Source organism: Burkholderia sp. MSHR3999, assembly GCF_000833595.1.
Taxonomy (GTDB): Bacteria; Pseudomonadota; Gammaproteobacteria; order Burkholderiales; family Burkholderiaceae; genus Burkholderia; species Burkholderia ubonensis.
The window spans coordinates 930,401-942,857 of record NZ_JRFO01000007.1; the positions used below are offsets into that span (position 1 = coordinate 930,401).

At 70.4% G+C, this 12,457-nt stretch carries 10 protein-coding genes; 2 read left to right on the forward strand and 8 right to left on the reverse strand.

Annotation, left to right across the window (positions count from 1 at the left end):
- Positions 1–152: 152 nt before the first annotated feature.
- Genes KY49_RS27735 through KY49_RS27760 form a run of 6 tightly spaced genes read right to left on the reverse strand, consistent with a single transcriptional unit; the run spans position 153 to position 7,822 of the window.
- A complete protein-coding gene (locus tag KY49_RS27735) occupies positions 153–1,157 on the reverse strand; it encodes a chemotaxis response regulator protein-glutamate methylesterase (protein ID WP_042587593.1) in 1,005 nt (334 codons plus the stop codon).
- Entirely contained in the window at positions 1,154–3,466 is a 2,313-nt protein-coding gene (locus KY49_RS27740; protein WP_042587594.1) for a hybrid sensor histidine kinase/response regulator, read from the reverse strand. Before KY49_RS27740 ends, KY49_RS27735 begins: the two co-directional genes overlap by 4 nt.
- Positions 3,463–4,203, reverse strand: a complete 741-nt coding sequence (locus KY49_RS27745) for a chemotaxis protein CheW (protein WP_042587595.1) — start codon at positions 4,201–4,203, stop codon at positions 3,463–3,465. The genes KY49_RS27740 and KY49_RS27745 overlap by 4 nt, the downstream gene beginning before the upstream one ends.
- Positions 4,184–5,596 carry a CheR family methyltransferase gene (locus KY49_RS27750; RefSeq protein WP_052495837.1) on the reverse strand — a complete coding sequence of 471 codons (1,413 nt, stop codon included), beginning with the start codon at positions 5,594–5,596 and terminating at the stop codon, positions 4,184–4,186. The genes KY49_RS27745 and KY49_RS27750 overlap by 20 nt, the downstream gene beginning before the upstream one ends.
- A gap of 8 nt (positions 5,597–5,604) precedes the next feature.
- Complete coding sequence (locus KY49_RS27755; protein WP_042587597.1) at positions 5,605–6,129, reverse strand: chemotaxis protein CheW; 525 nt, start codon at positions 6,127–6,129, stop codon at positions 5,605–5,607.
- 16 nt (positions 6,130–6,145) lie between these two features.
- On the reverse strand, positions 6,146–7,822 hold the full coding sequence (locus KY49_RS27760; RefSeq protein WP_042587598.1) for a methyl-accepting chemotaxis protein: 1,677 nt from the start codon (positions 7,820–7,822) through the stop codon (positions 6,146–6,148).
- 360 nt (positions 7,823–8,182) lie between these two features.
- Here KY49_RS27760 and KY49_RS27765 point away from each other — a divergent pair, with 360 nt between their 5' ends.
- Complete coding sequence (locus KY49_RS27765) at positions 8,183–8,392, forward strand: hypothetical protein (protein ID WP_042587599.1); 210 nt, start codon at positions 8,183–8,185, stop codon at positions 8,390–8,392.
- Positions 8,393–8,414: 22 nt separating this feature from the next.
- Here KY49_RS27765 and KY49_RS27770 read toward each other — a convergent pair whose 3' ends face one another.
- A complete protein-coding gene (locus tag KY49_RS27770) occupies positions 8,415–8,639 on the reverse strand; it encodes a hypothetical protein (protein WP_010089051.1) in 225 nt (74 codons plus the stop codon).
- Between the two features lie 259 nt (positions 8,640–8,898).
- Between KY49_RS27770 and KY49_RS27775 the strand changes: the two genes are divergently transcribed.
- Complete coding sequence (locus KY49_RS27775; protein WP_042587600.1) at positions 8,899–9,921, forward strand: DUF2891 domain-containing protein; 1,023 nt, start codon at positions 8,899–8,901, stop codon at positions 9,919–9,921.
- A 35-nt stretch (positions 9,922–9,956) separates the two neighbouring features.
- On the opposite strand, the gene KY49_RS27780 is transcribed toward KY49_RS27775, so the two are convergent.
- The gene (locus KY49_RS27780; RefSeq protein WP_042587601.1) at positions 9,957–12,188 is read right to left on the reverse strand and encodes a TonB-dependent receptor; all 2,232 of its coding nucleotides are present in this window, start codon (positions 12,186–12,188) and stop codon (positions 9,957–9,959) included.
- Positions 12,189–12,457: the final 269 nt, after the last annotated feature.

Below are 12,457 nucleotides of genomic sequence, written 5' to 3' on the forward strand. Positions count from 1 at the left end.
GAATGCCCGAAATCGCCCGCATGGCGGCGTCGCGCGTCGCTTGTTTGGCTCGGCCAAACGGCGCTCCTTACTCCTTGCCCTGCGGGCGATTTCGGGCATTCGCATGTGCGTTCCGTATGGAAACAGACCCTTGTCGCGCGTGTTCATGGGGTTCAGGCCCGGGCGAGCGCCATCAGCTCGCCCGCGATGCGGTCGAGCGGCAGGATCGCGCGCGCCGCGCCGAGCGTCGCGGCCGCCTTCGGCATGCCGTACACCGCGCTCGTCGCCTCGTCCTGAGCGATCGTATGGTAGCCCTTCATGCGCATCGCCTTCAGGCCGATCGCGCCGTCGCGGCCCATGCCGGTCAGCAGCACGCCGATCACGTCGCCGGGCCAATGCTCGGTGACGCTGCCGAAGAATACGTCGACCGACGGCCGGTAGGGCGTCTCGACCGGCTCGCGCGTGTATTCGAGCGTGCCGTCGCGCGCGATGCGCAGGTGGTCGTTGGTCGCGGCGAGCAGCGCGACCGACGGCTGCGGCCGCTCGCCTTCGCGCGCGATGCGCACCGTGAGCGGCGTCTGGCCGTCGAGCCACCGGGCCATGCCGTCCGCGAACGCCTGGTCGACGTGCTGCACGATCACGATCGGCGCGCCGAAATCGGCGGGCAGGCCGCCGAGGATCGTCGCGAGCGCGGTCGGGCCGCCGGCCGACGCGCCGATCGCGACGAGCGGCCCGCTGTCGCCGCGCGCCGCGCCGGCTGCGCGCGCGGCGCGCGGCGGCTTGTCGAGCAGCCGGCCGATCTGGTCGATCTTCGCGAGCAGGAGCCGCGTGGTGTCGCCGTTCGCGCCTTCGCCGAGGCGCGGCGTGTCCACCGCGTCGAGCGCGCCGGCGCCCATCGCCTCGTACACGCGCCACGCGTTCGCGCCGATGCTGCTCGTCACGACCAGGATCGCGCACGGCCGGCCCGACGACATGATCCGCCGCGTTGCCTCGACGCCGTCGAACTTCGGCATGATCAGGTCCATCAGCACGACGTCCGGCGGCTGCGCGGCGCACATCTCGACGGCCTGCGCGCCGTCGGTCGCGACCCACAGCACGCGGTGCTCGGGCCTGAGCGCGATCGCGCGACGCATCGCCTCGACGGCAAGCGGAAGGTCGTTGACGATGCCGATGTTCACGGGCGGGCTTCTCCTATCAGGTCGCGTACTGCATCGAGCAGGGTTTCATCGTGGAAACTGCTTTTGGCGAGGTAGTAGTCGGCGCCGGCATCGAGCCCGCGGCGGCGGTCTTCCTCGCGATCCTTGTACGACACGATCATCACCGGCAGCGCTTTCAGCGCGGCGTCGCGCCGGATCAGCGTGACGAGCTCGATGCCGTCCATGCGCGGCATGTCGATGTCGGTCACGACGAGATCGAACGCCGCGCCGCGCAGCGCGTTCCAGCCGTCCATCCCGTCGACGGCGACCGTCACGTCGTAGCCGCGTTTTTCCAGCAGTTTCCGTTCCAGCTCGCGCACCGTCAACGAATCGTCGACCACCAGCACGCGCCGGCTGCGCGCGACGGCGGCATGCTGCTCGCGCTGCACGCGCTCGAGCCGGCCGCCGCGCACGAGCTTGTCGACCGAGCGCAGCAGGTCCTCGACGTCGATGATCAGCACCGGCTCGCCATTGTCCATCAATGCGGCCGCCGCGATGTCCTTGACCTTGCCGAGCCGCCGGTCGAGCGGCTGGATCACCAGCATGCATTCGCCGAGGAAGCGGTCGACGGCGACGCCGCAGGCGTCCCACTCGTCGCCGATCACGACAGTCGCGACGCTGTCGCGCGCCGGGTCCGGCGCGCGGGCGCCGAGCAGCTGGTGGGCGGTGACGAGCCCGATCGCGCGGCCGTCGAAGCGGAAGTGCTGCTGGCCTTCGAGCGTGTCGATGTCGTTGCGCGCGAGTTCGAGCGTGCGGCGCACGTGCGCGAGCGGGATCGCGTATGCCTCGCCGCCGACCTCGACGAGCAGGCTGCGCACGATCGACAGCGTCAGCGGCAACTGCAGCACGAAGCGCGCGCCGCGCCCCGGTTCGGTGAAGATCCGCACCGCGCCGCGCACCGCCTTCACCATGTCGTGCACCGCGTCGAGCCCGACGCCGCGGCCGGACACGTCGGTCACGCGCTCGCGCATCGAGAAGCCGGGCAGCAGCAGGAAGTCGAGCAGCTCGTGATCGGACAGCCGCGCCGCGGTGTCCTCGTCGGCGAGCCGCCGCCGCACGACGGCGGCGCGCAACGCGTCGAGGTCGATGCCGGCGCCGTCGTCGCTGACGGAGATCAGCAGCTGGCCCGCGCTGTGGCGCGCTTCGAGCGTCACGCTCGCCTCGGCCGGCTTGCCGCATGCGATGCGCGCGTCGGGCGTTTCGACGCCGTGGTCGAGCGCGTTGCGCAGCAGGTGGCCGAGCGGCGCGTCGAGCATGTCGAGGATGTCGCGGTCGACCTGCGTCGTCTCGCCGACGATCGAGAACCGCACGTGCTTGCCGAGCGAGCGCGCAAGGTCGCGGACGATGCGCGGATACGCATGCGCGGCATCGCCGAACGGGCGCATCCGGCAGCGCAGCGCCTCGTCGTAAAGCTGCTGCGCGAGATGGGTGCTGCGGCGGTCGAACCGGTCGAGTTCGTCGATGCGCGCGCCGAGCTGCAACTGCAACTGGCCGAGCCCCTGGCGCACGTCGTTCAGCGCCGCGAGCGCGGTCGGGTCGAGACGCTCGGCGAGCGTTTCGACGACCACGTCGAGCGCGCGCGCGACGTCGCGCTGCATCCGCTTGATGCGCAGGATCGACCCGGTGAACGGCTTCAGCCAGTGCGATTCCACCAGCGACTCGCCGGACAGGCCCAGCAGCCGGTCGAGCTGTTCGGCGCGCACGCGCAGCATGCGCTGCGGATCGTGGCGCGCGCCGGAGTGGGGCGGCGACGGCGGCGGCGCGCCTGCGTCGTGCGCCCGAGCGGCCGGTGCGCGCGGCGCATGCCGGTCCGGCGCGGCGCGCGGCGTGCCGGATGATTCGTCCGCTTCCGGCATCGCGGGCATCGGGCCTGCGTCGCGCGTATCCGGCGCGCCGTCCGGCGCTCGCCCGGCCAGCCGCGCGGTGAGCGCGTCGATGTCCGCGCGCGCGACCGCCGTCGCCGGATCGGCGTCGCCGATGCGCAGCAGCAGGTCCACGCCGTGCAGCAGATCGTCGATATGCGCGGCCGTCAGCGTCAGCGTGCCCCGTTGCGCGGCGACGAAGCATTCTTCCATCGCGTGCGCGACCTTGACGCCGTCGTGCAGGTCGATGATGCGCGCCGCGCCTTTCAGCGAATGCGCGGCGCGCATGCACACTTCGAGCGCGGCGGCATCGGTGCTCGCATGCTCGAGCGTGAGCAGCCCGTCCGCGAGCGCCTGCGCCTGGGTCTGCGCTTCCTCGCGGAACAGGTCGAGCAGCGACAGGCGCGTCAGGTCGTCGTCGGTGCTCATCGCAGGCTCCGGGCGAGCGAGTCGAACACGCGGTCGGCATCGAGCAGCCCGAGCGTCGTGTCGCGCCACGCGAGCAGGCCGCGCGTGTGCATCGTGGCGGCGTGGGCGAGCGTCGTCGGCGCCGGCAGCAGCGCGGATGCCGCGAAACGCAGCACGCCCTCGACCTCGTCGACGGGCAGCGCGACCGTGTCGCCGCGATGCTCGACGACCAGCAGCCGCGCATGCGCGTGGCGCGACGCATGCCGGCCGGCGGCGTCGTGCTCGAGGCCGAGGCCGAGGTCGAGGCCGAGAAGCGCGCCGAGCGACGCGGCGATCGTCAGCGTGCCGCGGACGTTGACGAGCCCGAGCACCACGCCGTTGCGCCGATGCGGCAGCGGATGGATCGGTCGCGGCCCGTCGATCTGGCGCAGCGCGGGGACGGGCAGCCCGAGCCATTCGTCGGCGATGCGGAACGCGAGCGCGGTTTGCGGCGCGTTCGCATCGTCGGCGCGCGCATCCGGCGGCGCCTGATGAGTGTCATGGGCCTCATGGGCCGTGCGCGCGGCTTCCGCGAAATCCGCGTCGGAGAGCGGCCGGTCGAGCAGCGTCGCGGCGGCCTGCGCGAACACCGGGCAGTTCAGGCAGCGCGTGTGCGCCGCGAGGCGCGGGCACGTACCGTCGCCGCGCGTGCCGATGCGGTTCCAGCAGTCGTCGATGCGCCGCGCCGGCGCGCGGTCGTCATGAGCGGCGTGAACCATCGGTTCCTCCGCGATCGTCCGTCAGGTCGGCCGTCGGCGTGCCGCGCAGCGCGCTCGCGCGTTGCGCGCGCGCCATCAGCTGCCGCGCGCCGTCGGCGTCGCCGGCCGCGTCGCGCAGCGTGGCGAGGTGCGTCAGCGCTTCGTAATGGGCCGGCTCCAGATACAGCGTCTTGCGATAGAAGTCCTGCGCGTCGGCGTCGAGGCCGCGCGCATCGGCGATCAGCCCGAGCAGGTAGAACGCGTCCGCGTGCGGCCCGTGCACGATCGTGAACGCGTGCGCGGCGCGCTCGGCTTCGTCGAGCCGGCCCGTGTCGGCGAGTTGGCGGGCGTCGTCGAGCGTCGGCGTGGCGCCGGCGGGCGACGAGGCCGGCGCGCCGCGAGGCGGCAAGCGTCCGTCGGGCAGGGCCGCCCGGGTGCGCGCGACCGGTGCGGGCGCAGGCATGTGCACGGCGGCGGCGGCGCGGGCCGCTGCCACGAACGGCGCCTGCGCCGGTCGCGCCGGCTGCGCGCGCGCGGCGTTCGGCGGCTTACCGTCCGATGCGATGACGCCCGCCGTCGTCGGCGTCATCGCGCCCGGCGGCGCGCGATGGAACGCGAACGCGAGCGGGATGCGCGCGGGCGTCAGCGGATGGCGCATCATCAGGCCGGTCTCGGCCGGCCCGACGAAGATCGTGCCGCCGTCCGCGAGCTGCTGGTCGAGCAGCCGGATCGACTGGTCCTGCGCGTCGCGGTTGAAGTAGATCAGCACGTTGCGGCAGAAGATGAAGTCGTAGCGCGCGGCGGCGTCGAGCGGCAGGTCGAACAGGCTCGCCCGCACGAACCGGACCGGCTCCTGCACGCGCGCGTCGAGCTGCCAGCCGCCGGCCGTCTCGCGGAAATGGCGGTCGCGGAATTCGAGCGGATGGCCGCGAAACGAATTGCGGCCGTAGAGGCCGTCGCGGGCGCGCTCGATCGCGCGCGCGCTGATGTCGATCGCGTCGACGCTGAAGCGCGACGGGCCGATGCCGGCGTCGAGCAGCGCCATCGCGATCGAATAGGGCTCCTCGCCGGTCGAGCACGGCGCGCTCAGCACCCGCAGCGTGCGCGCCGGCTCGCGCACGAGCCGCGCGTCGGCGAGCCGCGCGAGCGCGGCGAACGCCTCGCGGTCGCGGAAGAACCACGTTTCCGGCACCACCAGCGCCTCGATCAGCGCCTGCCGCTCGTCGGCCGACGCGTTCAGCAACTGCCAGTAGGCATCGATCGCGCCGTCGCCGGCGGGCGGGCGCGCATCGCCCAGCGCGACGCGCGCGCGTTCGGCGACGGCGCGCGCCAGCGCATTGTTGCCGAGCGTGGCGGGGTCCATGCCGGTCTCGCGCGAGAGCCACGCGTCGAAGCGGGGATCGTCGGCGTTCATCGCGGCGGTCATCCGGAGGCCGCCTGCGGCAGCGGCTGCGCGGGCGGGAACAGCAGCGCGCGGGCGTCGTCGTCGAGCATGCGCCGGACGTCGACCCATTGCACGAATCCGGACGCGTCGCCGGCAACCGGCCCGAGCCAGCGCGCATGCGGCGTCGCGATCCCGCTGTCGGCGAACCGAGCGGGGTCGATCCGGCACGTCTGCGTCGCATGCTCGACGATCAGCCCGAGCATGCGCCCGGCCGCGCTACCCGAGTCGGGCGGCGCATCGGGCTGCGCATCGGGCTGCGCATCGGGCGTGTAGCAGCGCACCACGACGAGCCGCGTCGAGCGCAGCCGGCGTGCCGCGCGCCCGAGCGCGAACTGCGCGACGTCGATCACCGGCACCGGTTTGCCGTGGCGGTCGATCGCGCCGGCGATCCACGGCGGCGCGCCGGGAATCGACTTCACCGGCGCGAGCGCCAGCACTTCGACGATCCGCGTGGCCTCCAGCGCGTAGCGTTCGCCGTCGAGTTCGAAAAGAAGGAAGAGCATCGCGTCGTTCGGCGCGTCAGCCGTCGATCTTGAAGCGCGACACGCCGGTGCGCAGCTGGTTCGCGACCAGCGTCAGGTCGTCGATCGCCTGCGACGACTGGCGCAGCGATTCGGCCGTCTGCTGCGCGGCTTCCGAGAGCTGCGACAGCGCCTGCGTAATCTGCTCGGCGCCGCTCGCCTGTGTCTGCATCCCTTCGTTGACCATCTGGAAGCGCGGTGCGAGCGCCTGCGCCTCGTGGATGATCTGCGACAGCTGCCCGCCGACCTGCTGGATGTCGCGCATCCCGCGCCGCACTTCCTCGGAGAAGCGGTCCATCCCCATTACGCCGGCCGACACGGCCGACTGGATCTCCTTCACCGTCTGCTCGATATCGTCGGTCGCCACCGCCGTCTGGTCCGCGAGGCGGCGGATCTCGGTCGCCACGACCGCGAAGCCGCGGCCGTATTCGCCGGCCTTCTCGGCCTCGATCGCCGCGTTCAGCGACAGCAGGTTGGTCTGGTCCGCGACCTTCGTGATGGTCGCGACGACCTGGTTGATGTTGACCGCCTTCTCGTTGAGGATCGCGAGCTTCGCGTTCACCGAGCCGGCCGCCTCCATCACGCTGCGCATCATTTCCTCCATGTGCGCGAGGCCGCTCTGGCTCGCGCCGGCGAGCGCCGCCGACTGCTCGGCGACCGACGACACCTCGTTCATCGTATGCAGCAGGTCGCGCGACGTCGCGAGGATTTCGCGGGAGGTCGCGCCGATCTCGGTCGTCGTCGCGGCCGTCTCGTTCGCGGTGGCCTGCTGCTCCTTCGACGTCGCCGCGATCTCGGCGACCGACGTCGTGACCTGCAGCGACGATTGCTGCGCCTGCGCAACGAGGTTCGCGAGCTCGTCGCTCATCCGGTTGAAGCCGTCCTGCAACGTGCCGAATTCGTCCTGGCGGCGCAGGTCGAGCCGCCGGGTCAGGTTGCCGGTGCGCATCGCGTCGTGCACTTCGACGAGGTGCGCCATCGGCCCGGTGATCGCGCGATACAGCGCGTAGCCGAGCGCGAGCGCGGCCAGCAGCACGACGCTCAGCGCGGTCGCGACGGTGACCTCCGCGCCGGTCACCGACTCGTGGATCAGTTGCGCCGAATCATCCGCCTGGGCACGGTTTTCGTCGACCAGCGTGTCCGCGGCGTGGATCACGCGGTCCCACGCCGCGCTCAGGCGCGCGAAGCCGGCCCGCGCGGTCGCGCGGTCGCCCGCCGCCGTGCGGGTCAGCTCGTTCGCGAGCAGTAGGTACGCGTCGTATGCGGCCCGGAATTCGCGGAACCGCGCCTTGTCTTCGTCGCGGAACAGCGTGGCTTCATATCGCGTCGACGCCTGATCGAAATGCCGCAGCGCGTCCGGCATCCGGTCGAGGTCGCGCTTCGCGGCGTCAGCGTCCGGATCGACGAAGATCGCCCGCTGCAGGATGACGTAGCTTTCATTGGCGGCGGCGCGCAGCGACGTCGACAGGAACAGGCCCGGCACCGAATCCCGCTTGAGGCTGTCGGCCTCGTCGTCGATGGCCTTCAAACGGCTGTATGAAATCGCGGCCATGACGAGCATCAGCACGAAAATCGTGCCGAAGCTGAGCACGATGCGCGTGCCGAGCGTGAACCGTCCGCCGCGCAACGGGGCGGGCAGCAGGGGGATGCCGGCACGGGGCGTCGCAGTGGCCATGGGGTGTCTCCCGGAGGATGGTCGGTCGTAGGGCGCCCGCATGCTGTCATGCGGGGCGTCCGATCGCAATCGAATTTTCCGCGCATTGCATCGCGCTTTTTCATGCCATTAAAGATAGGTGATTGTTCGGACGATTGTCGTAATTCGATCGGCAAGAACGTGCGGGTTTTATGCGCAGGCGTCGGCCGGCGCAGCGCGCATGTGTGGCGGGCTTGCCCAGTAAGACGATTGCAATGAAAGCAGCGTGCGCGTCGGTGAACATTTGCCGCCTGAATTCCGATCGGCAGGCGATGCGACATCGCATTCGATCGGGAGTGGCTGCCGAATCGGCGGGGCTATGGAAAGGGACGTGACGACGCGATGAACGGCGACTGGGGCCCGTTCGCCGTCGCGTTCCTGGTCGCGGGCGCGCTCGGCGGGCTCGTGGTGATCCTGGTTGGCCTGTTCGACTCCGATCGCACGGCGGACGGCTGGGCGGACGCCACGTCATCCGATGAGGCCGCGCTGATCGTGATGGTCGTGGCGGTGCCGCTTCATTTCGTGCTGCGTCGCTTCTGCGAGCGGCGCTAGCGTGCGCAACCAGCGTCGGCCGTCAATGGCTGCGCGCGTACCCCTGGATCAGCGCCCGCATCATTCCTTCGACGGTCGCGTCGCGCAGGTCGTCTTCCTGCTCGACGTCCTCGACGAGCGCGGCATAGGCGGTGGCGAGCGTCACGCGGTCGACTTCATGGCGCTGTTCCATCAGCGTCACCATGCCGTCCTTCGCCAGATGGGCGGAGAACGCGCGGCTGCCGATGGTCTCGTATACGTCAATCATGGCGGCTCTCCCGAGTGCTGCGGATGTTTTCCAGTGTAGTTGCTGCATGGGGGCTCCGCCATGCGGGCGCCCCGCCCGGCGGGGCGGGAGCGGCGTTTCCGGACGGCCGCCGGCGCGTGGCGAATCGTCGGACGAATGCGCGGCGGGCGGCTTCTGCGGTACGCTGGCGACGCAAATGCCCGCGAGCTTCGACATCGCGCGCCGACGTGCTACGGATGCCCGCGTCCGTTTCCGTTATCGACGAACCGACGAGAGGACCATGACTGCACGACTCACGCCCGACATCGCGTCGAAATTCGCGTCGCTCGCGCTCGCGCACCTGACGCGCGAATACCCGAACCGGCTCACGCATTCACTTGCCGGCCCGCAGGACGTGCAGGGGCCGCGCGCGCTGCATCCGATCTTCTACGGCAGCTACGACTGGCATTCGTGCGTGCACGGCTACTGGCTCGTGCTGCATCTGCTCGAACGCTACCCGACGCTGCCGGAGGCGGAGCGCATCGTCGCCGTCGTCGACGCGCATTTCACCGACGCGCACGTCGCGGGCGAGCGCGCGTATCTCGCGCTGCCGCATAACGGCGGCTTTGAGCGGCCGTACGGCTGGGCGTGGCTGCTCGCACTTGCCGCGCAGCTCGAGCGGCTCGCGCTGACGGGCGCGCTGCCGCAGGCCGCGCGCTGGGCGAAGGCGTTCGCGCCGCTGACCGACGCGTTCGTCGCGCGCTTCGAGGTGTTCCTGCCGAAGGCGACCTATCCGGTGCGCGTCGGCACGCATTTCAACACCGCGTTCGCGCTGGCGCTGGCGCTCGAGTTCTCGCGCGACACGCGGCGCGACGGGCTTGCGGCGCTGATCGCCGATACCGCGAAGCGCTGGCACCTGAACGACGCCGCGTGCCAGGCGTGGGAGCCGTCGGGCGACGATTTCCTGTCGCCTGCGCTGATGGAGGCGGAGCTGATGCGGCGGGTGCTCGCGCCGGCCGAATTCGATGCCTGGTTCGCGCGCTTCCTGCCCGATCTCGCGCGCGGCGAGCCGGCGACGCTGTTTTTGCCGGCGACGGTGAGCGACCGCAGCGACGGCAAGATCGCGCATCTCGACGGCTTGAACCTGAGCCGCGCGTGGTGCCAGCGCGCGCTCGCGAACGCGCTGCCGGACGGCGATACGCGCCGCGCGCGCCTGCTCGACGCGGCCGACCTGCACCTGGACAGCGCGCTCGCGCATGTTGCCGGCGACTACATGGGCGAGCACTGGCTCGCGACGTTCGCGACGCTTGCGCTGGAGGCGTGACGCGCAAGGCTCCGGCATCGCGACGCCCGCCGGCATCACTGATAGAAGTTCAGCGTCACCATCGCCGAGCGTCCCGGGGCCCACGTCGCGTAGATCGGATACGCGCTCGCGTAGTACTTCTTGTCGAACAGGTTCTGCACGTTCAGCTGGACGTCCATCGTCTTGTTCACGCGCCACGTGGCGGCCGCGTCGAAGCGCGCGTAGCCGGGCGTCCACTTCCTGACCGTCGGCGTCACCGACGCGTAGGTCTTGCTCATCACCGTCGCGCCCGCGCCGAGCGTCAGCTTCGGCATCACGTCATAGCTCGTCCACAGCGTGAAGTTGTGCTTCGGCACCATCACCATCGGCAGGCCCGACGCGCCGGGGCTGCCGGGGCCCGCATCGGTCGTGACCGCGTTCATGTACGTGTAGCCGCCGAACATGTGCCACTTGGGCGTCAGGTTGCCCGCGAAGCCGAGCTCGACGCCGCGCACGCGCTGCGTGCCGGCATTGATCGTGTGGCCGAGCCCGTCGCTCACGCGCGCGTTGGTCTTCTCGGTCTGGAACAGCGCGGACGTCAGCGACAATTGCTCGTGGAGCACGTCCCACTTCGCGCCGATCTCGATGTTGCGCGAGCGCTCCGGCGACAGGTCGCGGTTGGCCGCGGTGATCTGGTCGGTGCCGCCGCCGAGGCCGCCGTTCGCGCCCGGCGGGTTCGACGACGTGCCGTACGACGCATACAGGCTCACGGTCTGCACCGGCTTGAACACGAGGCCGAACTGGTAGCTGAACAGGTTCGACGTGTTCGACAGGTCTGCCGCGCCGGCCTGCTTCGCGGTGATGTCGTAGCGGTCGAAGCGCAGGCCGGCGTTGAAGCGCCACCGCTCGGACAGCTTCACGGTGTCGAACACGTACGCGGACGCGGTGGTCGTGCGCGTGTTCGTCGTCGCGCCGGGGAAGGCCTTGTCGCCGTTCAGCACGATGCTGCCGGTCCACGGCATGTTCGGGTTCCAGCCGCCCGCGAGCGGCGTGCAGTTGCCGGCAACCGAGCACGGGCCGCCCATGCGGATGTTGTTGCCGGCCGCGTCGGTGACCAGATAGCCCTCGTAGCGGTTCTGTTCCTGGCCGAACTCGACGCCGGCCGTCAGCGTGTGCTGCATGCCGAACAGGCTCGCGCGGCCGGTGACTTCGGTCTGGTTCGCGAAGCCGTTGGTCGCGTACTTGCCGCTCTTCGCCTGCAGGCCGAGCAGGTTCGGATTCGACGCGAGGATCTGCGGATTGGTCGCGACGAAGTCGAGCGTCGTGCGCCCGAACATCGTCGTGTTCTTCAGCTTCCAGTTGTCGTCGATGCGATGCTCGACGCGGATTTCGCCGGTGTCGGTCTGCCCGTAGCGATAGTCGCGCGTGTTCAGCCCGAAGAACCGGCCGCGATCGGTCTGCACCGGCGTGCCGCCCGACGTGCGGAACGGCGCGCTGAAGTCCGGCATGTCGTACGAATTCATGTGGTAGTAGCTGAGCGTGACCGTGGTCGGCGTGTTCAGCCCGAACACGATCGACGGCGCGACGCCCCAGCGCTTGTTGTACACGTCGTTGCGGCCGGCCTGGTTCGCGTCGTGGCCCATCACGTTCAGGCGCACCGCGGTCGTGTCGTTGAGCTTGCGGTTCGCGTCGATCGTCGCGCGCTTGTAGCCGTCGGTGCCGAAGCCGATGCTGCTGTTGATGAAATCGTCGTTCTTCGGCGTCTTCGTGACGATGTCGATGCTGCCGCCGACCGAGCCGCGGCCCGCGTAGACGGAATCCGGACCCTTGATCACGCTGATCTGCTCGACCGCGAACGTCTCGCGGTTCTGCAGCCCCGAGTCGCGCATCCCGTCGACGAAGATCGAGTTGCGCGATTCGAAGCCGCGGATCACGGGGCGGTCGGCTGACGGGTTCGCGGCCGCGTCGCCGCCGAGGAACGTGATGCCGGGCACCGAGCGCAGCGCGTCGGCGAACGTCGTCACGTTCTTCTCCTTGATCAGCTGCTCGGGGATCACCGTGACCGAGCGCGGCGTGTCGAGCAGCGGCGCGGTGAACTTGTAGGACGGCGAGCGCTTCACCTGCATGTCCGACAGCGCGGACGACTGGACCGCGATCGCCGGCAACGTGGCGGCGGAATCGGCGGCGGCGTTGGCGGCGGCGTTGGCGGCGGGCGCGGTTTGCGCGGTGGCGAGAAGCGGCGTCAGGAAAACGGAGCAATACAGCGCGGACACGAGGGCTCGCGGTCGCGTGTTGAACTGGGCAGGCATAGGAGAGGCAGCGGAAGTATCGGTGATCGGCGGCGTGCAGGCGGCGGACGCGGTCCGGGGCAGTCCTGCACGTCAATCGTAATGCGTATGATTCGCATTTGCGTCCGCGATTCTAGGGATTGTCGCCAAATATGTAAACAGTCGATTGGTTTTTGTACTGAAGCGGTTGACGCGCTCGTGCACGATAGCGAGCGTCTTTGCACCGGGCGCAACACCACTTTCCATCCGCGCCTTCGCCCGGCGCGGAGGGGACTCGATACACTTTCGCC